This window comes from Pseudocitrobacter sp. RIT415 (assembly GCF_003057695.2).
In the GTDB taxonomy this organism is placed as follows: Bacteria; Pseudomonadota; Gammaproteobacteria; order Enterobacterales; family Enterobacteriaceae; genus Pseudocitrobacter; species Pseudocitrobacter faecalis.
On sequence record NZ_QBJC02000002.1, the window covers coordinates 219,882 to 242,589 of the forward strand.

Sequence of the window (22,708 nt, forward strand, 5' to 3'; positions counted from 1 at the left end):
CGCTTATGGACACGTTGCATTACATGATGGAGAACGCAGGCTACCTTGCCACGCTTACCCTGCAGCACCTGTGGCTGGTGGCGCTGGCGGTGGGTCTTGCGATAATTATTGGCGTACCGCTTGGCATTCTCATCGTGCGTCATAAATGGCTGGCAACGCCGGTACTGAGCGTTGCGACGCTGCTGTTAACTATTCCGTCTATCGCCCTGTTTGGCCTGATGATCCCACTGTTTTCGCTGATCGGTCACGGAATTGGCGTACTGCCCGCCGTCACCGCGGTTTTCCTCTATTCACTGCTGCCGATTGTGCGCAACACACATACGGCGCTGGACGCTCTGCCGCCTGGCCTGCGGGAAGCCGGACGTGGCATCGGCATGACGTTCTGGCAGCGTCTGCGCTGGGTAGAAATTCCGATGGCATTACCGGTCATTTTTGGCGGTATTCGCACCGCCGTAGTAATGAACATCGGCGTGATGGCGATCGCCGCCGTGATTGGTGCTGGCGGACTGGGATTACTGTTACTGAACGGCATCGGCGGAAGTGATATCCGCATGTTGATTGCTGGCGCGCTGATGATTTGTTTACTGGCGATTGTGCTCGACTGGCTGCTGCATCGCCTGCAAATCGCTCTGACACCGAAGGGGATACGATAATGATAAAACTGGAAAACCTGACTAAACAATTTTCACAGAAAAACGGCCAACCCTTGAAGGCCGTCGATAACGTGAACCTGAATGTGCCAGAAGGCGAAATGTGCGTACTGCTGGGGCCCTCCGGCTGCGGTAAAACCACCACACTTAAAATGATCAACCGCCTGATTAAACCGAGCAGCGGAACCATCCTCATCAACGGGCAAAATACTGATGAGATGGACACGGTGACCCTGCGTCGCAATATTGGCTATGTTATCCAGCAAATCGGCCTGTTCCCCAACATGACTATTGAAGAGAACATTACCGTGGTGCCGCGCATGCTGGGTTGGGATAAAGCGCGCTGCAAAACCCGTGCGCAGGAACTGATGGAAATGGTGGCGCTGGATGCGAAAAAATTCCTTCATCGCTACCCTAAAGAGATGTCCGGCGGCCAGCAGCAGCGTATTGGTGTGATCCGCGCACTGGCGGCGGATCCCCCGGTACTGCTGATGGATGAACCTTTCGGCGCGGTTGACCCGATTAACCGTGAAGTGATTCAAAACCAATTCCTGGAGATGCAGCGTGCCCTGAAAAAAACCGTCATGCTGGTGAGCCACGATATTGATGAGGCGCTGAAACTGGGCGATCGTATTGCCGTATTCCGTCAGGGGCGTATTGTTCAGTGCGCCAGCCCGGATGAACTGCTGGCAAAACCGGCCAACGAATTTGTCGGCTCGTTTGTTGGCCAGGACCGTACGCTGAAACGCCTGCTGTTAGTCTCGGCGGGCGACGTTACCGATCAGCAACCGACGATCACCGCCCGCAGCACCACGCCGCTTGCTGAAGCATTCGGCATTATGGATGACAATGATATACGCGCGTTGACCGTGGTGGATGAGGAAGGTAAACCGCTCGGTTTTGTTAAGCGTCGCGAAGCCCGTCAGGCGAGCGGCGTATGTTCCGACCTCATTCACCCGTTCCGCGTCACCGGCAAGGCGGAAGACAACCTGCGCGTGGTGCTATCGAAACTCTATGAGAGCAACACCAGCTGGATGCCGATTGTCGATGAAGACGGGCGCTATAACGGCGAGATTTCACAAGATTATATTGCCGATTATCTCAGCTCCGGGCGTACGCGTCGGGCGCTGAATATTTATAGCGAGAACTAATCCCTCACCCCGACCCTCTCCCATAGGGAGAGGGAGAAAACCGCGCGTACTTAACCACTGGCACTTTCGGCCCCTCTTCCTGTGGGAGAGGGAGAAAACCGCGCGTACTTAACTACTGACACTTTCGGCCCCTCTCCCTGTGGGAGAGGGAGAAAACCGCGCGTACTTAACTACTGGCACTTTCGGCCCCTCTCCCTGTGGGAGAGGGAGAAAACCGCGCGTACTTAACTACTGGCACTTTCGGTTCCCTCTTCCTGTGGGAGAGGGAGAAAACCGCGCGTACTTAACTACTGGCACTTTCGGTTCCCTCTTCCTGTGGGAGAGGGAGAAAACCGCGCGTACTTAACCACTGGCACTTTCGGCCCCCTCTCCCTGTGGGAGAGGGAGAAAACCGCGCGTACTTAACTACTGGCACTTTCGGTTCCCTCTTCCTGTGGGAGAGGGAGAAAACCGCGCGTACTTAATCACTGGCACTTTCGGCCCCTCTCCCTGTGGGAGAGGGAGAAAACCGCGCGTACTTAACTACTGGCACTTTCGGTTCCCTCTCCCTGTGGGAGAGGGTTAGGGTGAGGGGATCCGCACCCACAGCTTTTGCATCTCCCCTGCTTTCCCCGCAAAATAGCCGCCTGAACTTCTTCGTGCGAAACCACTCATGCAACGTCTTCACGCCTATCCCGATCTGCGCACTATGCTGCGTCGCCTGCTGTTTGCCGCCATCACCGGTATTCTCGCCGCGTTGGCGGTGACTGGGTTTCGTCATGCCATGCTGTTTCTGGAGTGGCTATTCCTCAGCAATGACACCGGCAGTCTCGTTAACGCTGCAACGGGTCTTTCCGACTGGCGGCGCGTGCTGACGCCCGCTCTTGGCGGATTCGCCGCGGGAATCCTCTTGTGGGGCTGGCAGCGATTGAATCAACAACGGCCTCACGCGCCCACGGACTACATGGAAGCGCTGCGCACCGACGGGCAATTTGATTATGGTGCCAGTCTGGTTAAATCACTGGCATCGTTACTGGTGGTGGTCAGCGGTAGTGCTATTGGCCGTGAAGGCGCAATGATCCTTCTCGCGGCACTGGCAGCCTCGTGGTTTGCTCAGCGCTTTACCGCACGTGAGGAATGGAAATTATGGATTGCCTGCGGAGCCGCCGCCGGGATGGCGAGTGCCTATCATGCACCGCTGGCAGGCAGTCTGTTTATCGCCGAAATTCTCTTTGGCACGCTGATCCTTGCCTCGCTTGGCCCGGTGGTGGTGTCAGCCGTTGTCGCATTGTTAACCACACACCTGATCGGTGGCGGCAGCGAACCACTCTACGCGGTCAATCTGCCGCTAACGCTCAATGTAACGGCGTATGCATTGATTATCGCCACCGGCCTGCTGGCGGGTATTTTTGGCCCGCTACTGATGGGGTTAATGAACGCCACGCACAATCTCTTTTTGCGGCTCAAACTCTCTCCACCCTGGCAACTCGCGCTCGGCGGGTTGATAGTTGGCCTGCTGTCGCTGCTCACGCCCGCGGTCTGGGGAAATGGCTACAGCGTGGTACACGCTTCATTGCTTTCTCCACCGTTGCTCGCCACGATTTCAGGGATATTCCTCTGTAAACTTTTGGCGATCCTCGCCAGTAGCGGCTCCGGCGCGCCGGGCGGCGTCTTTACGCCAACGCTGTTTCTGGGGATGGCGGTGGGCATGCTGTTTGCGCAGCTGTGTGGGATTTGGCTACCGGATCAGCCGTCTATGGCCGTCTTACTGGGGATGAGCGGCATGGCGGCGCTGCTGGCGGCAACCACGCATGCACCGATTATGTCGACATTGATGATTTGTGAAATGACCGGGCAATATCGCGTACTGCCCGGTTTATTGATTGCCTGCGTACTGGCGTCGGTGCTGTCACGAACCTTACGCCAGGATTCTATCTACCGTGAGCACGTTGCTCAGCATGGATAAATTAATGTACTGGCTCAGTTCACGCTGTTCGGCACGCGGCAGATAGGGCAGTTCACCAATCAGCGGCGCGGGCAGTTTTTTACTGAGCACATCAATGATTTCCGCGTAATGTGCGAGACCCGGGTTAATACGGTTGGCTACCCAGCCAATCAGCGGCAGGCCGTCGTTAGCGATGGCCTGCGCCGTCAGCAGCGCATGATTGATGCACCCTTCCTGAATCCCCACCACCATCACAACCGGCAGTTGCTCCTGAACCACCCATTCAGACAGCGGCCGCAGGTCATTCATCAGACTACGCCAGCCGCCTGTCCCTTCAACCACAACGTTGTCCACTTTCTCGCTCAGGCTGGCGAGCCCGTTTGACAGCAAAGTGTAGTTGATCGGACAACTGTGCGCGACGCTGCTCTCTTCTTCGCTCAGAGCGATAGGATTCACCGCATCGTACGGCAGTTCCAGCGATGACACGCTTTGCAGTACCAGCGCATCTTTGTTGCGTAGCCCTTCCGGGGTCTCTTTGCTGCCTTTTGCCACAGGTTTGTACCCGGCTACTCGTTTCCCGCTGGCTGCCAGCGCCTGCAGTAGCGCACGGGAAACCACCGTCTTGCCGACAGAAGTATCAGTACCAGTAATAAAGAAACGGTTAAGCATTACTAACTCCACAGTTATGCCGGTGAAATATACAGACCAGAAATAATTTAAAGTGGTGAAAGTCTACGTGATGAACCAGAAACCCGGCTTGAGATAGCGCAATTTTTTGCACGACAGTGAAAAATTGTTAACCCTGTAACAGTCGAATCAGCAGCGATCCGTTATAGAGCGCATCTTTGACCAACGCCGCCCCGGCCATCGTGCCACGGTTCGAAAACTGAGTCTGCTCAACGGAAATATGTTTGCTGTAAGCCGGAAGTGACTGCTGGCGAATACAGTCGCTAATCGCCGGGAAAAGGATATCGGCAGCCTGATTAAACGGCGAACCGATAAGTATTTTTTGTGGATTGAATAAATTCACCATGATCGCCAGGATGCGCCCAACGTTGGTGCCGACGCTGGTAATGATATCTTTCGCCAGTAAATCGCCCTTGACCGCGGCGAGGCACAGCGACTCTACCGTCAGCGGCTGCTGATGCAGCATCGAACTCATTGACTGGTGCATACGCACCTGCGCCAGTTCCAGCACGCTCTCTACGCTCGCGATCGTCTCCAGACAACCGTGGTTACCGCAGTAACAGCGCTTACCATACGGGTCGACCTGCGTATGGCCAATCTCCACCAGGCTACTGCTGCCCGCATGAAGCAGCCGCCCATCGGTGATCACCCCCGCGCCGACGTTATGATCAATCACCACCTGAATGACGTCCCGCGCCCCGCGTGATGCGCCAAACAGCGCCTCGGCCATGGTCCACGCGCTGATATCATGTTGAATATAAACAGGTACGCCTGTATGCGCCGCCAGCGTTTCACCAAGCGGCATATCTTTCACATCCTCGTAAAACGGCATCCGGTGAATGATCCCGCTTTCCGTATCAATGATACCAGGCAGCGTAATGGCGATGGACGTTAACCGCTCCAGCTTCCCCTGATGGCGAATAAAGAACTGATCGATCTGCGTGATAATCCGCTTCAAAAGCGGCTGTGGGGCCTGGAGCGCCAGTTCGAGACGTTCTTCCACCACCAGCTTGCTGCTAAGATCGCGCAGAGCGAGATGAATCTCTCCCCGGCTGATACGCAGCGCCAGATAGTGCCAGGCTTCCGTTTCCACCATCAAACCGACGGCTGGACGCCCACGGCTGCCAGGTTCCTGTATTTCAGTTTCCTGCACCAGGTGCGCTTCGAGCATTTCACGCACAATTTTGGTAATACTGGCCGGCGCCAGTTGCGCCAGCCGGGAGAGGTCGATACGCGACACCGGGCCAAGCTGATCAATCAGGCGATACACCGCGCCCGCATTGGTCTGCTTTATTTGATCGATATGGCCTGGCTGACTGTCCGCTACCACCGTAGACTCCCTTTATTTTCGCGCTTCGAAATAATCTCAGGGCTATGGTGAAGGACTTCAATGGGGTACGCCAACGTTTTCCTTAGCCTTGTGATTTGCCGCACATTTTTTTATGCATTTTCGTCAGAAATGCTTATCTTTGCCGCAGCCAGCAGTTGTTGCTTAAAACGCAGGGCAGCCTGACTAAGTTCATGATGTTTAGACCACACCAGCCACATTTCCGAAACGGCATCCTCTTCAATAATGGGCACCCAGCGCATCTCCATAAGCTGGACACGACGAAACGACGCCGGGAGAATCGACACCCCAAGCCCGGACGCCACCAGACCAATAATGGTCATCGCCTCGCCCACTTCCTGCGTCATTCGCGGCGTCACGCCATAACGGCGCAGCAGGCCCAGAATATCGTCATACAGACCTGTTCCCACGTGCGGGTCGAAGAAAACAAAAGGCTCATTGGCCAGCTCAGTCAGACTCACCGCGCGTTGATTCGCTAGCGGATGCTCATGATGAATCATCGCCAGCAGTGGCTCATGCAGAATAACCTCCCACTCCAGCGTGTCAGGAAGCTGCGTGTTACGCATCAAACCGAGATCCAGCGAACCTTCGGTAAGCGGCAAAATCTGCTCGCGAGTATTGGTCTCACGGGTCTGAATATGAACATCGGGATAGCGACGTCGAAAGGTCGAGAGCGTATCAGACACCGCCTTAATGAAAGGAGCCGACGAGGTAAAGCCAATATTCAACTCGCCCGTTTCACCATGATGCAAACGCCCCGCGCGGGCGGCAGCCTCTTCAACCAACAGCATAATTTGACGGCTATCAGCAAGGAACTGCTTTCCCGCCGCCGTGAGGTTAACGCTACGGTTGGTGCGGGCAAACAGACGGGCGCCAATTTGCTGTTCAAGCATCTGAATTTGCTGACTTAGTGGAGGTTGCGAGATGTTCAGCCGGGCAGCAGCACGACCAAAATGGAGCTCTTCCGCTACCGCAATAAAGTAGCGCAGATGGCGCAGCTCGATATTCATATTTGTTACATATCAATTGAGATTATTAATATATTAGACAGAATATTCGCGATTTCCTACTCTAATTATGTGACCTGTGTCTCTATTACCTTTTGTTTTTACGCAAGGATCTTCCCGTGAGTCGTACAACCACCGCAGACAACGAACCGGCTATCGATGTCCGCGATAATGCTCCATCAAGGCCGAACCAATTTATTACTCGCGGCACACCTCAGTTTATACGGGTTACTCTCGCCCTCTTCTCTGCCGGACTGGCGACGTTTGCTCTGCTCTACTGCGTTCAGCCGATTCTGCCCGTGCTTTCCCATGAGTTTGGTATCTCGCCTGCGGGAAGCAGTATTTCTTTGTCGATTTCCACGGCGATGCTGGCGATAGGGCTGCTCTTTACCGGGCCGCTTTCCGATGCCATTGGCCGCAAACAGGTGATGGTCACGGCGCTGCTACTGGCATCGTGCTGCTCTCTGCTCTCCACCATGATGACCAGTTGGCACGGCATTCTGATCATGCGCGCGCTGATTGGTTTATCGCTCAGCGGGGTGGCGGCGGTCGGTATGACCTATCTCAGCGAAGAGATCCACCCCAGTTTTGTCGCCTTCTCGATGGGGCTCTACATTAGCGGTAACTCGATTGGCGGGATGAGTGGACGTCTGCTCACCGGGGTTTTCACTGATTTCTTCGGCTGGCGTATAGCCCTGGCGGTGATCAGCGCTTTTGCCCTGGCCTCAGCGGTGATGTTCTGGAAGATCCTCCCGGAATCCCGCCACTTCCGCCCTTCCTCCTTACGCCCTAAAACGCTGCTGCTCAATTTCCGTTTGCACTGGCACGACCGGGGTTTACCGCTCCTTTTTGTCGAAGGCTTCCTGCTGATGGGGGCGTTCGTCACATTGTTTAACTATATTGGCTATCGCCTGATGCTCTCCCCCTGGTCGCTGAATCAGGCGGTGGTGGGCCTGCTCTCAGTCGCCTATCTCACAGGGACATGGAGCTCACCGAAAGCCGGTATGATGACCGCCCGTTACGGTCGTGGCCCGGTGATGATCTTCTTCACCGGCGTGATGCTGCTCGGCCTGCTGCTAACGCTCTTCTCACCGCTGTGGGTTATCTTCCCCGGCATGTTGCTGTTTTCCGCAGGCTTCTTTGCCGCGCACTCCGTCGCCAGCAGTTGGATCGGCCCTCGCGCACGACGCGCCAGAGGTCAGGCCTCATCACTTTATCTTTTCAGTTATTACCTGGGTTCCAGCATCGCCGGAACGCTCGGCGGCGTTTTCTGGCACCGTTACGGCTGGAACGGCGTCGGCGCGTTTATCGCCCTGCTGCTGATCGCCGCGTTGCTGGTCGGAACGTTGCTGCATAAGCGGTTACATTGATGGTTAAATGGCCAGGGATAGGCCATTTAACCCTATTAATAAAAAATAAGTATCCACTATGACGAAAAGCACAATATTTTCATTATTCATCGTCATTTATAACAATTTATCGCATAAGAATTTAACGATATTTATAAGTTACGGTCATCGTTTAATCACACTGCGCCTTCTGCCCACCTTACTCATTGCATAAAAAAAACTCACAGCACATATACCTTAGATTTAGATTAATCAGATACAGAGAATGCAGCCGTTAAAACGGAGTGCATATGAAAAAATATTGTGTTTTACCAGAGTTGTTAATTGCCTTCCTCCTTTCAGGATGTGCGCATACAGTACCAAGTCAATATAATGGTGCCGTAGTTAAGTACACAAAAGAAGGCGCAAGCAAAGCCACTGTTATTGCTGACTGGGGTATACCGGACTCAGCTATTTCCGTCGATAAGGACACAACCGCATATCAGTGGAACTCTGATAACGGCTCAACGTCATCGGGTAATTTCGATACGCATACACTGGCTACCGGCTCTGCCACCTCAGGGACAGATTGTCTCGGATGTGGCGTGCAAACTTTTGGTGTGGGCGCTAGTCATACTGCGGGCGCTACATCTGCAAACATAGAGACTCATGCGTGCGCGCTTACTGTTCTGGTCAATAACAGCGACGACAAAGTCAAGGCCGCTAATCTCGTCGGCACTGTGGATGATAAATGTTATTCGCACTTTGAAAAAGCCCTGACGCTGAATCCCAATGCAGTTGATCTGCATAATCAGGAAATTACACACAATCAGCATGTAGCCACAGGTAAAGCATTAGTTGGTATGCTTACCCTTGTTGGCGCAGGGGCAGCTATTTATCACGCTAATCACTAAAAACGTAAGGTACAATGATGAAACTTTTTATTTCAGGTTTGCTTTTATGTATTACTTTCTCCGTTATGGCCTGCCCTAAGGGGGAACATCCTTATGGCGGGACAGGTTCTCACCATAAAGGAGGCTGGTGTGGTAATTAAAATCTAACCCACATCTTTTTATATTTTATTTGATTCCGAGATTGTCTAAATTTCTTAACCACCATTATTGTTCTTTCTAACATTTAGTTAAAACGAATCCTTATTTTGGCTATTGTGAAATAACCCTGGTGTTAATTACAGCGTCTTCGTATAAGGGGGCTTTGGGAAATCTCTGTACAGTTAGATGAGATTTCCCATAACACGCCATTTTCATCAATACATAACCTTGTGTTTTAATGGTGCGAACCACGGTATGATTTTCTTCCACGAATGTAATCCGTAGAGAATGAAGAATGGAAAACAAAAACTACCAACACCTCACCCGCACCTTCCAGCGTCTCTCCCGTTTTTCACACCTCTCCGCCATCGCTGGCTGGGATATGTTTACCATGATGCCACCGGGCGGCAGCAACGCGCGTAGCGAAGCGCTGGCTGAGCTGGGCGTATTACAGCACCAGATTCTGACCGATAAGCAGGTCGGCGAATGGCTGCGCAACGCGGAACAGGAAGATCTTAACGACCTCGAACAGGCAAACCTGCGCGAAATGGCGCGTCATTATCAGCAGGCCGCCCTGCTGCCGGAGAGCCTGGTCGAGGCCAAGTCGCTGGCGGGTAGCCGCTGTGAACACGCCTGGCGCACGCAGCGCCCGAACAATGACTGGCAGGGCTTCGCTGAGAATTTAAAAGACGTGGTTAAACTCAGCCGGGAAGAAGCGCGTATCCGTGCGCAGGCCAAAGGCTGCTCACCTTATGATGCCCTGCTGGACATTTTTGAGCCTGACATGACCAGCGCTCGCCTGGACGTGCTATTTGGCGATCTCAAATCCTGGCTGCCAGGACTGTTAACCAGTGCGGTAGAAAAACAGGCCAGTAAAACGCTCATCGCCCCTCAAGGCCCGTTCCCGATTGAAAATCAGCGTCAGTTAGGACTGGAAGCGATGAAGCGCCTCGGCTTTGATTTTAACGCCGGTCGTCTGGACGTCAGCGCGCATCCTTTCTGCGGCGGCGTACCGGAAGATGTTCGCATTACCACACGCTATAATGAGCATGACCTGTTAAGCGCCCTGTTCGGCGTGATCCACGAAACCGGGCATGCACGTTATGAGCAAAATCTGCCGCGTAACTGGCTGGGTCAGCCGGTGTCTCATGCGCGTTCCACCGCTATTCACGAGTCGCAAAGTCTCTTTTTTGAGATGCAACTGGCACGTAGCGACGCCTTCCTTCAGCATCTGCTTCCGGCGGTGGTTGAACAGTTTGGTACGCAGCCTGCTTTTGAGGCTTCAAACTTTGTTGCCTGGAACCAGCGCGTGAAACCGGGCTTTATCCGTATTGATGCCGACGAAGTGAGTTACCCGGCGCATGTGATCCTGCGTTATGAAATTGAACGCGCGTTGATTGATGGCGAGATTGAAGTGGACGACATTCCCGCCCTGTGGGATGAAAAAATGCGTCACTGGCTGGGCCTCTCGACGGAAGGTAACTATCACGATGGCTGTATGCAGGATATTCACTGGACCGACGGCGGCTTTGGTTATTTCCCGTCCTACACGCTGGGCGCGATGTACGCCGCACAGTTAATGCACGCCGCGCGTAATGCAATGCCGGATCTTGAATCACGCATTGCCAGCGGTGATTTCAGCACATTGTTCGAGTGGCTGCGCCAGAATATCTGGCAGCACGGTAGCCGCTTTGCTACCTCGCAGCTTATTCAGCAGGCGACCGGCGAAGACCTGAACAGCCGCTATTTCCGCGAACATTTAACCGCCCGCTATCTGTAATCCTCCTCTCGCCGGAGGGCTCTCCTCCGGCGTTGTACATTCCGTTACACGCCGATACCAATCACTCACGGAAAGCCTGATAACTCAGGGATATAGTTCTTTCAACGGCCCCGCAGTGGGGTTGAATGAAAAAACCAATTCGAGGGTATGAGAATGAAAAAAGTATTAGCTCTGGTTGTTGCCGCTGCTATGGGTCTGTCATCTGCTGCATTCGCCGCTGAAACTACCGCGGCTCCCGCACCGGCTGCCAGCGCAACCGCTAAAGCGGCACCGGCCAAAACTATGCATCACAAAAAACATCAGAAAGCCGCTGCTGAACAAAAAGCGCAGGCTGCGAAAAAACACCACAAAAAAGCCGCTAAAACCGAAGCGACCAAACCGGTAGAACAGAAAGCCCAGGCCGCCAAAAAACACAAAAAACATGAGGCCGCAAAACCGGCTGCTGCTGAGCAGAAAGCACAGGCAGCAAAAAAACATCATAAAAAAGCCGTAAAACACGAAGCCGCTAAACCAGCCGCTCAGCCTGCTGCATAATCGTCACCGTTCGTATCGTTCCGATGACAAATCGGCGCTGTTTCAGCGCCGATTTTTTCCTGGAGAGCAATGATGTTGCGGCGCTATCGTTTCGAGCTCATCCTGGCTTTACTCATCGTCTGCGCACTGATCGCAACGCGGTTTTTCCTTTACTGAGCGTAGTTCGCTGATTTTACTCCCCCTTTTCATTTGTCCCGTCTATAGTATTCACATTGGGTTTAACTTTTTATAATCATAATTACCCCACCAGAGAGTGATATGCGTAGAGCTGTTTTCGTTTTACTGGGATCGTTGAGCGCGCTGTCGATGGCTGTACATGCGGATGACGGCGATAGCGGCATGAGCGCGAAAGATGTCAAAACGCTGTTTTTCGGTCAGGACGATCGCACCCTTGTGACCGATGCAACAGATTCCCCCTGGGACGCTATCGGTCAACTGGAAACCGTTAGTGGTAACCTGTGCACCGCTACCCTCATTTCCCCCCATCTGGCGTTAACCGCCGGACATTGTTTGCTGACGCCACCGAACGGTAAGCCGGATAAAGCGGTCGCGCTCCGTTTTGTGTCGCAGAAAGGCGTCTGGCGCTATGAAATTCACGGTATTGAAGGTCGTGTCGATCCCTCCCTTGGCAAGCGTCTGAAGCCCGATGGCGATGGCTGGATTGTTCCGTCTGCCGCCGCGCCGTGGGATTTTGGCTTGATTATTTTACGTTATCCGCCGGGGGGAATTACGCCGTTGCCGCTGTTTGAGGGGGACAAAGCCGCCCTCACCGCCGCATTAAAGGCAGCGGATCGTAAAGTGACACAATCGGGTTATCCGGAAGATCATCTTGATTCGCTTTACAGCCATCAGGACTGCGTGGTCACCGGTTGGGCGCAAACGTCGGTGCTGTCGCACCAGTGCGATACGCTACCGGGCGATAGCGGTTCGCCATTAATGTTAAAGACCGAGAATGGCTGGCAATTGATTGCGGTACAGAGTTCCGCTCCGGGGCCGAAAGACCGCTGGCGCGCGGATAACCGGGCCATTTCGGTGACCGGTTTTCGCGATAAGCTGGAAGCGTTGGCGAAGGATTAAATGACGCTGCCCGCAAATGCGGGCAGCGTGGTGTATCAGGCCATTTTAATCAGCACCATGCCGACTATCAGCAGGCCGAGTCCCATCCAGCCTTTGTTATTCAGGCGTTGACCAAACAGGATCCAGCCCGCCGCCAGCGTAGCCATAATCCCGAAGGCGCCCCATAACGCATAGGCCACGGAGAGATCGATACCTTTTACCGCCTGCGACAAGGCGCTAAACGCGGCCAGCACTGCCGAGATAGACAGCACGCCATAGAATTTGCGGCGAAAACCATCCGAGAACTTCAAAAAGATATTAGCGATAATTTCCAGCACGATTGCCAGCCCCAGCCAGGCGGCGTGAACCCACTCAAACTGTTGCATGGTGAGCCTCCACCGGCTGAGATTTCACTTTGCGAGTACCGGATTTAATCAACACAATCCCCGCGACCAGCGTCGCCAGACCGGCGATCTTCATCGCCGACAGCGCTTCATCAAACAACATGACGCTGAACAGTGTGATAAGCAAAATACCGATACCTTCCCACAAGGCATAGGCGACACCCAGCGCGATTTTTTTAACCGCGAAGGCAAGGAAAATATAAGAGATGGCAATCATTACCAGCATCAAAATAAAGCCAGCAGAACCGTGACCGACAGCAGCCCATTTCATAGACAGCGTGCCGATAATTTCAGCGACGATCGCAAGGGATAAAAGAATCCAGTAAAACATGTTATTTCTCCTGCTTGAGAATATATTCCGTTGCGGCTCACAGCGAGGTGCAAACCGTAAAATCCAGGTTGTAATGAGTCCTGACGGCGGGCGTCAGTTCAGGCAGAAGACGTAGACTAAAGCGCGTTGCGCCAGTGTTGCTCAGCGGAGAGCAAGGAAGAGGTAGGTAAAACTGTGGTGTGAGTAGAAATGAAAGTTTTGAACTGATTGTCCATAAAAATACAATTATCCGCGGTATTGCTTCTCTTCGTTGCGGAAAAAAATTGTCCTCGGTAGTTAAACACAGCTAATTTTTAGCACAACCTTCTGATTAACTCAAAATATTTTCAGATCTTTACCATAAATATTAGATCTAAGTGAGTTCCTTCTCAGACCGTTCGCAATTATGATATTCAGGCTTGTTGTACACTTTTTTCAGGAACCCTTATGGCCAAGCCCATCATTACGCTTAATGGATTAAAAATTGTCATCATGCTGGGCATGCTGGTCATCATTTTGACGGGTATTCGTTTTGCGGCGGATATCATCGTTCCCTTCGTGCTGGCGCTGTTTATTGCCGTGGTGCTTAACCCGGTCGTACAGCTGATGACCCGCTGGCGCATTCCCCGCGTACTGGCTATCTCTTTACTGATCTGCCTGATTATTATGGTTGCCGTCCTGCTGCTGGCGTCACTCGGCACCTCGCTTAACGAGCTGGCGCGCACGTTGCCGCAGTACCGCTCCTCTTTACAGGTGCCGCTGCAGAATATCCAGCCCTGGCTGGAGCGCTTCGGCGTGACGGTCTCAGCAGATGAGTTGATTAAATATATCGATCCCAACGCTGCCATGACCTTTGTCACCAGCCTGTTGACACAGCTCTCTAATGCGATGTCATCGATTTTTCTTCTGCTGTTAACCGTGGTGTTTATGCTGCTGGAAGTGCCGCAGCTTCCTGCCAAACTCCAGCAACTGATGGTTAAACCGACAGAAGGAATGGCGGCGATTCAGCGGGCTATCGACAGCGTGTCGCATTATCTGGTGCTGAAAACGGCAATAAGCCTGGTAACCGGCCTGGTCGCATGGGGCATGCTGGAAGCGCTGGGCGTACGTTTCGCGTTTGTCTGGGGGCTGCTCGCCTTCGCACTGAACTACATTCCTAATATCGGTTCCGTGCTTGCGGCAATCCCGCCGATTTTACAGGTGCTGGTTTTTGGCGGATTTTATCAGGCGCTGATTGTGCTGGCAGGATACCTGCTGATTAATCTGCTGTTCGGTAACATTCTCGAACCGCGCATCATGGGACGCGGGCTGGGGCTGTCAACGCTGGTGGTCTTTTTGTCGTTGATCTTCTGGGGATGGTTGCTTGGCCCGGTGGGAATGCTGCTTTCGGTACCCCTCACCATTGTGGTCAAGATTGCCCTTGAGCAAACCATCGGCGGCAGGAGTATTGCCGTGCTGTTGAGCGATCTCAGCGATAAGTGACAGCGTCACGCAAAGCTGCCGACATCTCGTCGGCAGCCTCTTCTCTTACGATTTACCTGCTTTTGCCAGACTAAACCACATCCCAACCGCCAGAAGTAACAGCATCATCCCGGCACTGCTTAACGCCACGCTGTGCGAGAAGGTAAACGCGGTACGTGCGGCATTAATCGTGGCCTCGGCAAGCGATGGCGTCAGGGTTTGCGCCGCTTTAACAGCTTCGCCAATCGACGACGAGGCGCGCGCCGCGATATCGCCCGTCAGCCCTTCCGGCAGAACAATGGACGCGGAAAAACTGCGGCTCAGCAGTAAGCCAAAGACGGCAATGCCTAACCCCGCGCCCAGCTCATACGCCATGGTTTCAATCGCCCCGGCAGCCGCGGCTTTTTCCTTCGGCGCTGCGGCCATAATCGCCGCCGTTGACGCCAGCAAGGCGCTGGCGGCGCTAAAGCCAAGCAAGACCATCAGTCCCCACGCCTGCCACTGCTGGGTGCTGAAATCCAGCATCGACAGTCCAAGGAAGCTCAGTGCACTCAGCGCCATGCCGCTTGTTGCCACAGTGCGCAGGCCCAGACGCGCGACCAGCACACCGGCAATCGGGCCGCTGAAACCACTGGCCACCATTAGCGGCAGCATAAATTTCCCGGCCTCGAACGGCGTGAAACCATGTACAAACTGCAGTTCCTGCGCCATCAACAGCTCAAAACCGACCAGCGCAATCATTGCCGTCATCGCCATCACCACGCCGCTGAGAATAATGCGGTGGCTGAACAGACGCATATCGATCATCGGTTTAGCGGCGCGAAGCTGGATACGAACAAACATCGTTAATAACAGCGCACCGGTCGCGAACGCCCCGCCGATAACCCACGGTGCAACCAGCCCTTTCATCGCGGTTTTTGCGCTATACACCAACAGCAGAATCGCCACAATCAACATGATGGCATGACTCAGGTTCAACGGCTGATCGCGTCGGCCTGGCTGCTGCGGCACGAAGCGCGCGGAAAGCGCCATTACCAGCAACACGATAGGAACGTTAATCAGGAACACCGAGCCCCAGTAGAAATGCTCCAGCAACATGCCGCCAATCAATGGGCCAAAGGCTGCCCCGCCTGAACCGACCGCGGCCCAGACGCCAAGCGCAATGTTACGATGGCGCGCATCAATAAACAGTGTGCGGATCCCGGCAAGCGTCGCCGGAACAATCATTGCCGCGCCAATCGCCAGCACAGCGCGCGCCGCAATCAGCCAACCGGCGTCTGGCGCAATCGCGGCTGCCAGCGACGCCAGGCCAAATAACCCGCTGCCGAGCAACAGCAGGCGTTTAAAACCGATACGGTCGCCCAGCGCTCCCATCGGCAGTACCATTCCTGCCATCACCAGCGAGTAGATATCAATGATCCACAGTAACTCGTTGCCGCTTGCCCCAAGTGTCATACTCAACGTCGGCGCCGCCACATGCAGCACCGTCGCATCGATGGCGACCGGAATATAGACCAGCACGATAATCACTAACGCTAACCACTGACGAAACATAACTCTCCCTCATTTATTAAAGTTGGACATCCGTCCAGAACGCGATCCTACGGAAAGTTGAACGACTGTCCAGCTTTTTGTTACACTCGTTGCGCGGTGATTGAGGATGAAAAATTATGGGTTATTTGAGTAAGGACGAACGACGGGAAGAAATTATGCAGGCGGCGATGCGTGTGGCGCTGGCCGAAGGTTTCCCGGCGATGACCGTCAGGCGGATCGCAACGGAAGCCAACGTCGCTACCGGCCAGGTGCATCACCATTTTGCTTCAGCGGGTGAACTCAAAGCCCAGGCGTTTATTCGCTTAACCCGTGCCCTGCTGGATGCGAATCCGTTGCCGGAAACCGCCACCTGGCGCGAGCGTTTATGTTCGATGCTCGGCAGCGATGACGGCGGCTTTGAGCCCTATATTCGTCTCTGGCGCGAAGCGCAGCTGATTGCTGCGAAAGACCCCGATATCAAGGCCGCCTACATTTTCACCATGCATATCTGGCATGACGCAACCACCGCGATTATCCGTCAGGGTCACGCGGCGCAGGAGTTTACCCTGCACGACAGCCCCGAGCACATCGCCTGGCGATTAATTGCGCTGGTTTGCGGGCTGGACGGCATGTACGCGCTGGGCATGACGGATATCAACGACGACGCCTTTGACCAGCATCTGGAAGCGGCGATCGCGCTGGAGCTGTTTTCACTACCGCGCGCACACGATATCTGACATGCGCGTGGTATAACGCGGCGAGAGCAGTTCCCGTTTCATCTGCCACGGCTGCGCGATGCCCTGCCCGGCAAAATAGAGCGTCCCGCGCCCGCTCTTGTGATTAATGGCATCCAGCACGCTCATTAAGGCTTCGCTGCCCGCGCGCGGTGCGTTGTCATCAAACAGATTCAACTGCGCAACGCCCTGGCTGAAAAAATCCCCCAGCATGACGCCCGCTTTCTGATAGCGTCGCCCTTCTTTCCAGATCACCTCCAGACACCGCGTCGCGGCCTGAATAATATCGCGGCTATCCTGGGTGGGCGTCAGCAGCTTTACCGAAGCGCTGTTGCCGTAGTAAGGCTGCCCGGCGGCAAACGGCGATGTTTTAATAAATGCCGAAATAAACCGGCAGTATTGATGCTCCAGACGCAGTTTCTCTGCCGCCCGGCAGGCGTATTCGCAAATGGCCTGGCGCATGTCTTCGTAATCCGTTACCGGCGCACCAAACGAGCGAGAGCTAATGATGTCCTGCTTCACCGGCACAAACTCTTCCAGCTCCAGACACGGTTCACCGCGCAGTTCGCGCACCGTGCGTTCCAGTACCACGCTAAAATGTTTGCGGATAAAACGGATATCCGTATCCGCGAGATCCAGCACGGTATGGATCCCCATCGCTTCCAGCTTTTTACCGATCCGCCGTCCGATACCCCACACTTCACTCACCGGAAACGCCGCCATCAGTTTACGCTGCCGTTCGAGATTCGAGAGATCGACCACGCCGCCCGTCTGACGCTGCCATTTCTTTGCCGCATGGTTCGCCAGTTTGGCGAGCGTTTTGGTTTGCGCGATCCCCACGCCAACGGTCAAATGCATACCCTTACTGATTGTTTCGCGAATTTCGCGGCCAAAATCGGTTAAATCGCGACAATTCCTGACACCGGTGAGATCGCAAAACGCTTCGTCAATACTGTAGATTTCCACTCTCGGTGCCAGCGCTTCCAGGGTCGTCATCACACGCTCTGACATATCCGCGTAAAGTTCATAATTGCTGCTAAACGCTACCACGCCGTGACGGCGAAACAGCTCCTTCTGTTTAAAATAGGGTTCCCCCATCGCCACCAGTGACTTCGCCTCTGCGCTACGGGCAATAACACAACCATCATTATTGGACAGCACCACTACCGGTTTGCCTCTGAGATCCGGCCTGAATACCGTTTCACAGGAGGCATAAAAACTGTTCACATCCACCAGCGCAAACATGGTCAGCAGGCCGCTTTCACGATAAACGTCACCACACCAAAGATATCCAGCGGAACATCCTCGTTAATACGGATAGGCGAATAGGCCGGGTTACAGGGCACTAACTGGATCACCGGGCGCAGTTGTAACCGCTTGACGGTAAATTCGCCATCGACCGCAGCGATAACGATATCGCCATGTCCGGCGGTTCTGGCACTGTCGACCACCAGTAAATCGCCATTGCCGATCCCCGCTTCCGTCATGGAGTCGCCCGTCGCGCGGACAAAATAGGTCGCACTGGGGTGTGCCACCATAAATTCATTGAGATCGATGCCCCGCTCAACATAGTCGCGTGCCGGGCTGGGAAAGCCGCATGGCACTAAATCACTGAAAAGAGGCGTAATTACGCTCTCGCGTTGCTCTGCAAGTTTGTACATCATGACCGTAAACACTTTATACTGTATTTATATACAGTATTATGGATTTCAGGAAGGGATCAAGCCACTTTTCGCGGAGAAAGAAAAACGCGTTGAAGTGTAGAGGGATTTAATTTGCCTGCGGCAGCTAATCTATTTGCCACCCTCAGGCGGAGCGGCAGGCGGCGTGTACCAGTTCTCTTTGGCAACGATCACCGCGCCTTCAGGCTGCATCACAAAGTTTGGCGACATGATCTGTACGTTGAATTCATTAAAGACATCCTGAATATTGCTATACAGTTCGCTTCGAGCCGCGGCCAGCGACTGATCCGCCAGCAATCGCACCTGAAGTTCATAGGCGATATACCAGTCCATCAGGCTCAACTGGCGCACCCGTGGTGCGATAGTCAGGTCAATCCCTTGTGCCCGTTTTGCCGCCAGTTCCAGCATTGCATGAACCTGACGCCACGGCGTGTCGTAGCCGATCGTCACACTCACCGTTAAGTTGATACCGCTATCCGCGCCCTGCGCGCTGAGGTTCGTAATTTTTCCACTCACCACCACCGCGTTGGGAACGGTGACAACGTAGTTTTCACGGGTGATAATTTTTGTTGCCAGCATACCGATTTCACTGACCAGCCCTTCGTTATCCGCGACCCGAATGACATCGCCTTTGCGTAAAGCGCGTGAATAAATCAGAACCAACCCGCTCATGGCATGGTTCATCACGCCCGCCGATCCCAGCGTGAGCATTAATCCAAAGAAGACGCTAATCCCCTTAAAGGCCAGCGAGTTCGCCCCTGGCAGGAAGGGATATGCCGCCGAAAGCGCAAATAACCACACCACGACCGATATCAGTTTGCGGGTCGCCCCGACGGTTTCGGGATGAATACCCGGGAGCTGTAAACGCCCCGCCTCAACCTGATTAAGCACCATTTTCAGCAGTTTCAGAATAAATGCCGTCATCACAAAAATGATCAGAACAATCAATAGCCCCGGCAAGGCGGAGACGATCGACAAGGCGATCCCTCGCACTACGCGTACGGACCAGTCACCCAGCGATTCCCCCCAGACTCGCGTCCAGGGAAACAGGCTGAAAACCCAGCGCAGCCAGGCGTACAGCGCCACAATCCCTAACATCACCATCAACATGGCATAGAGCCGTGTCTCGATAGCGCCGGTAAAACGGCGCCAGCGCAGGGGCAGCCAGCTTCGGTTCTCAATGATGCGCCGACGATAATAACGCCTGACCAGGCGCCAGGAGCGATAAGCGCCATACCAGAACACCATCAGCCCCAGCAACCCACCCATCGTTTTGACCACCGACAGCGCCAGCCAGCTATTGTCATACTGGTCGCGCAGCGCGGTACGTTGGGCTTCCATGCGCGCCAGCACCCGCTGTGCAGCCTGATCGAGCGTCAGATCGTCACCTTCATCCAGATCGCCTTGCGCCAGAAGCATCACTGGCTTGCCGTTCATCACGATAAGCCTTCCCTGCTGGTTATAACGCACAACAGGGACGATCGTTAACGCCGACTGAACGTCGGCACGGGTAAAATTTCGCAGCGTGTTATGGATGCGCAATACCCGTTCTTCGGGCGTGGTGAGGCCAAATTTTGCCTGCAACATGACGATAGGTTTATGGAAGATATAGACCGTCCGTGCACGTTCCTGCTCCGTCGGTTCCTGACGGGGCTCCGCCGCATGAGAAAAAAGCATCAGAGAGGAGAGAAAACAGAGTAATACCGCGAGCAGTACCCTTTTCATATCTGCCACCGGGACGCGAGGATTATCGTTTTGATTCAAAAAGCCAGCGTACCGGCTATTCGTCTTTTTTCAGCATAGACCAGCCGCCCACCCATGCAATAGCCTCAGGAATAGAACATCTTGCTGAAATCAAAAGCAGATAAAAAACATTTTTAAAAACATATAATTAACAAAAAAACGATCGTTATTTGCCAACCGCCTTGTTATTCCCGCCGTCTTGTCTAATGTAAACAGTGAGTTAAATTTTATTTAAGAATTTTCTAAAGCTAACGTTTCCTGAACGTTCACCGACTACCGTTGAGTCATAAAAGAGTGAGGATCGCAATGAGACTGAAACCGATAGCCAGAGGATTGGCCCTGGCTGGCTTGTTATCCACGTTCATTATTCCGGCCTATGCCGATGTCAGCCAAAAGGACGCGACATCGTCCACGAAAAACGCTAACGACCAGCTCTACAACCAACTGCCCTTCTCCGATAACACCGATTTTACCGACGCCCACAAAGGCTTTATCGCCGCACTGCCGCAAGACGTAATCAAAGGTTAGCAAGGGAACGTTATCTGGAACCCGCAACAATACGCCTTTATCAAAGAAGGTGAAAAGGCTCCAGACACCGTTAACCCGAGCCTGTGGCGTCAGTCCCAGCTCATCAATATCAGCGGCCTGTTTGAAGTCACTGACGGCGTGTACCAAATCCGTAACCTCGACCTTTCTAACATGACTATTATCGAGGGCAAAGAAGGCGTTACCGTCGTCGACCCGCTGGTCTCTGCGGAAACCGCGAAAGTCGGTATGGATCTCTACTTCAAAAACCGCGGGCAAAAACCGGTCGTGGCGGTCATCTATACGCATAGCCACGTGGATCACTATGGCGGCGTGCGCGGCGTGGTTGATGAAGCCGATGTGAAGTCCGGGAAAGTCAAAATTTATGCGCCCGCCGGCTTTATGGAAGCTGCCGTGGCCGAGAATATCATGGCGGGTAACGTCATGAGCCGACGCGCCAGCTACATGTACGGTAACTTGCTGAAACCGGATGCGAAAGGCCAGGTTGGCGCGGGGCTGGGAACCACGACCTCAGCGGGCACCGTCACCCTGATTGCCCCAACCAATATCATTGAAAAAGACGGGCAAAAAGAGGTTATCGACGGATTAACCTACGATTTCATGCTGGCCCCTGGCTCTGAAGCGCCTTCTGAAATGCTGTGGTACATCGAAGAGAAAAAACTCATCGAATCCGCAGAAGATGTGACCCACACACTGCATAACACCTACTCCCTGCGTGGGGCGAAAATTCGTGAGCCGCTGCCGTGGTCAAAATATATCAACGAAGCGATCGTCCGCTGGGGTGATAAAGCGGAAATTCTGATGGCTCAGCATCACTGGCCGACCTGGGGCAATGGGAACGTGGTTAAACTGCTGAAAAGCCAGCGTGATCTGTATCGTTATATCAACGACCAAACCTTACGCATGGCAAACGAAGGCCTGACCCGTGATGAAATCGCCGCCAACTTTAAGCTGCCGGATTCACTGGCCCATACCTGGGCGAACCGCGGTTACTACGGTTCGGTAAGCCATGACGTTAAAGCCACTTATGTGCTCTATCTCGGCTGGTTTGATGGCAACCCGGCTACGCTTGACGAACTGCCGCCAGAAGAAGCCGCGAAGAAATTCGTGGAATATATGGGTGGCGCAGAGGCCATTCTGCAAAAAGCGAAAACCGACTTTGACCAGGGGAATTACCGCTGGGTGGCACAGGTAGTCAGTAAAGTGGTCTTTGCCGATCCGAATAATCAGGACGCTAAAAACCTCGAAGCGGATGCGCTGGAGCAACTGGGGTATCAGGCTGAATCCGGCCCGTGGCGTAACTTCTATCTGACCGGCGCACAGGAACTGCGTAACGGCGTGGTGAAGGGCCCGACGCCGAACACCGCCAGCCCGGATACTGTTCGCGCCATGACGCCGGAAATGTTCTTTGATTATCTGGCGGTACACATTAACGGAGAGAAAGCCGGTAACGCGAAATCGGTATTTAATATCGACCTCGGCAATGACGGCGGTAAGTACAAGCTGGAGCTTGAAAACGGTGTGCTAAACCACACTGCTAATGCCGAAGCGAAAGATGCCGATGCCACCCTGACCCTCGATCGCGCAACCCTGAATAAGATCATCCTGAAAGAGGAAACCCTCAAACAGGCTGAAGATAAAGGAGAGGTAAAAATCTCAGGCAACGGTGCCAAACTGGATGAAATGCTGGGCTATATGGATAAATTCGAGTTCTGGTTCAATATTGTGACGCCATAACCGACAACGCCCCGGAGACACGATCGCCGGGGCGTTTTGTC

Annotated in this window: 19 protein-coding genes and 1 pseudogene; 11 read left to right on the top strand and 9 right to left on the bottom strand. The window is 53.8% G+C overall.

Going from position 1 to position 22,708, the window contains the following annotated elements; translation table 11 throughout:
* Positions 1-5: 5 nt before the first annotated feature.
* From osmW to clcB, 3 genes are all read left to right on the top strand, one after another.
* Positions 6-653 (top strand): osmoprotectant ABC transporter permease OsmW, encoded by a 648-nt coding sequence (osmW, locus tag DBY68_RS03515; RefSeq protein ID WP_108474213.1) that lies wholly within the window; start codon positions 6-8, stop codon positions 651-653.
* Entirely contained in the window at positions 653-1,801 is a 1,149-nt protein-coding gene (gene osmV, locus DBY68_RS03520; RefSeq protein ID WP_108474212.1) for an osmoprotectant ABC transporter ATP-binding protein OsmV, read from the top strand. The genes osmW and osmV overlap by 1 nt, the downstream gene beginning before the upstream one ends.
* 652 nt (positions 1,802-2,453) lie before the next feature.
* Entirely contained in the window at positions 2,454-3,746 is a 1,293-nt protein-coding gene (clcB, locus tag DBY68_RS03525) for a voltage-gated ClC-type chloride channel ClcB (protein WP_108474211.1), read from the top strand.
* Here the strand turns inward: clcB and bioD are convergent.
* From bioD to DBY68_RS03540, 3 genes are all read right to left on the bottom strand, one after another.
* A complete protein-coding gene (gene bioD, locus DBY68_RS03530) occupies positions 3,699-4,394 on the bottom strand; it encodes a dethiobiotin synthase (protein ID WP_108474210.1) in 696 nt (231 codons plus the stop codon). The genes clcB and bioD overlap by 48 nt on opposite strands.
* 127 nt (positions 4,395-4,521) lie before the next feature.
* A complete protein-coding gene (mlc, locus tag DBY68_RS03535; protein ID WP_108474209.1) occupies positions 4,522-5,742 on the bottom strand; it encodes a sugar metabolism global transcriptional regulator Mlc in 1,221 nt (406 codons plus the stop codon).
* Positions 5,743-5,852: 110 nt separating this feature from the next.
* Entirely contained in the window at positions 5,853-6,770 is a 918-nt protein-coding gene (locus DBY68_RS03540; RefSeq protein ID WP_108474208.1) for a LysR family transcriptional regulator, read from the bottom strand.
* Between the two features lie 116 nt (positions 6,771-6,886).
* On the opposite strand from DBY68_RS03540, the gene DBY68_RS03545 reads away from it, so the two are divergent.
* From DBY68_RS03545 to DBY68_RS03565, 5 genes are all read left to right on the top strand, one after another.
* The gene (locus DBY68_RS03545; RefSeq protein WP_108474207.1) at positions 6,887-8,137 is read left to right on the top strand and encodes an MFS transporter; all 1,251 of its coding nucleotides are present in this window, start codon (positions 6,887-6,889) and stop codon (positions 8,135-8,137) included.
* A gap of 269 nt (positions 8,138-8,406) precedes the next feature.
* Positions 8,407-9,009 carry a hypothetical protein gene (locus DBY68_RS03550; RefSeq protein WP_108474206.1) on the top strand — a complete coding sequence of 201 codons (603 nt, stop codon included), beginning with the start codon at positions 8,407-8,409 and terminating at the stop codon, positions 9,007-9,009.
* A 433-nt stretch (positions 9,010-9,442) separates the two neighbouring features.
* Positions 9,443-10,927, top strand: a complete 1,485-nt coding sequence (locus DBY68_RS03555) for a carboxypeptidase M32 (RefSeq protein ID WP_108474205.1) — start codon at positions 9,443-9,445, stop codon at positions 10,925-10,927.
* Positions 10,928-11,080: 153 nt separating this feature from the next.
* Positions 11,081-11,461, top strand: a complete 381-nt coding sequence (asr, locus tag DBY68_RS03560; protein ID WP_108474204.1) for an acid resistance repetitive basic protein Asr — start codon at positions 11,081-11,083, stop codon at positions 11,459-11,461.
* A 258-nt stretch (positions 11,462-11,719) separates the two neighbouring features.
* A complete protein-coding gene (locus tag DBY68_RS03565) occupies positions 11,720-12,538 on the top strand; it encodes a serine protease (protein WP_108474203.1) in 819 nt (272 codons plus the stop codon).
* Positions 12,539-12,573: 35 nt separating this feature from the next.
* Here the strand turns inward: DBY68_RS03565 and mdtI are convergent, their stop codons facing one another.
* Together mdtI and mdtJ are read right to left on the bottom strand one after the other, a co-directional pair.
* A complete protein-coding gene (gene mdtI / locus DBY68_RS03570; RefSeq protein ID WP_108474202.1) occupies positions 12,574-12,903 on the bottom strand; it encodes a multidrug/spermidine efflux SMR transporter subunit MdtI in 330 nt (109 codons plus the stop codon).
* Complete coding sequence (mdtJ, locus tag DBY68_RS03575) at positions 12,890-13,252, bottom strand: multidrug/spermidine efflux SMR transporter subunit MdtJ (RefSeq protein WP_108474201.1); 363 nt, start codon at positions 13,250-13,252, stop codon at positions 12,890-12,892. Before mdtJ ends, mdtI begins: the two co-directional genes overlap by 14 nt.
* Before the next feature lie 426 nt (positions 13,253-13,678).
* Between mdtJ and DBY68_RS03580 the strand changes: the two genes are divergently transcribed.
* Positions 13,679-14,713 (top strand): AI-2E family transporter, encoded by a 1,035-nt coding sequence (locus tag DBY68_RS03580; RefSeq protein ID WP_108474200.1) that lies wholly within the window; start codon positions 13,679-13,681, stop codon positions 14,711-14,713.
* Positions 14,714-14,758: 45 nt separating this feature from the next.
* Here the strand turns inward: DBY68_RS03580 and DBY68_RS03585 are convergent, their stop codons facing one another.
* Entirely contained in the window at positions 14,759-16,246 is a 1,488-nt protein-coding gene (locus tag DBY68_RS03585; protein ID WP_108474199.1) for an MFS transporter, read from the bottom strand.
* Positions 16,247-16,362: 116 nt separating this feature from the next.
* Here DBY68_RS03585 and DBY68_RS03590 point away from each other — a divergent pair, with 116 nt between their 5' ends.
* Entirely contained in the window at positions 16,363-16,962 is a 600-nt protein-coding gene (locus tag DBY68_RS03590; RefSeq protein WP_108474198.1) for a TetR family transcriptional regulator, read from the top strand.
* Here DBY68_RS03590 and DBY68_RS03595 read toward each other — a convergent pair.
* The 3 genes from DBY68_RS03595 to DBY68_RS03605 all read right to left on the bottom strand — a co-directional run bounded on the left by DBY68_RS03595 (position 16,939) and on the right by DBY68_RS03605 (position 20,366).
* A complete protein-coding gene (locus DBY68_RS03595; RefSeq protein ID WP_108474197.1) occupies positions 16,939-18,204 on the bottom strand; it encodes a Y-family DNA polymerase in 1,266 nt (421 codons plus the stop codon). The genes DBY68_RS03590 and DBY68_RS03595 overlap by 24 nt on opposite strands.
* A 2-nt stretch (positions 18,205-18,206) precedes the next feature.
* Positions 18,207-18,623, bottom strand: coding sequence for a translesion error-prone DNA polymerase V autoproteolytic subunit (gene umuD, locus DBY68_RS03600; protein ID WP_108474402.1), 417 nt, complete (start codon positions 18,621-18,623; stop codon positions 18,207-18,209).
* A gap of 129 nt (positions 18,624-18,752) precedes the next feature.
* The gene (locus DBY68_RS03605) at positions 18,753-20,366 is read right to left on the bottom strand and encodes a mechanosensitive ion channel domain-containing protein (RefSeq protein WP_108474196.1); all 1,614 of its coding nucleotides are present in this window, start codon (positions 20,364-20,366) and stop codon (positions 18,753-18,755) included.
* A gap of 324 nt (positions 20,367-20,690) precedes the next feature.
* On the opposite strand from DBY68_RS03605, the pseudogene DBY68_RS03610 reads away from it, so the two are divergent.
* Positions 20,691-22,667 (top strand): annotated as a pseudogene (locus tag DBY68_RS03610) (alkyl sulfatase dimerization domain-containing protein).
* The last annotated feature ends 41 nt before the right edge of the window (positions 22,668-22,708 follow it).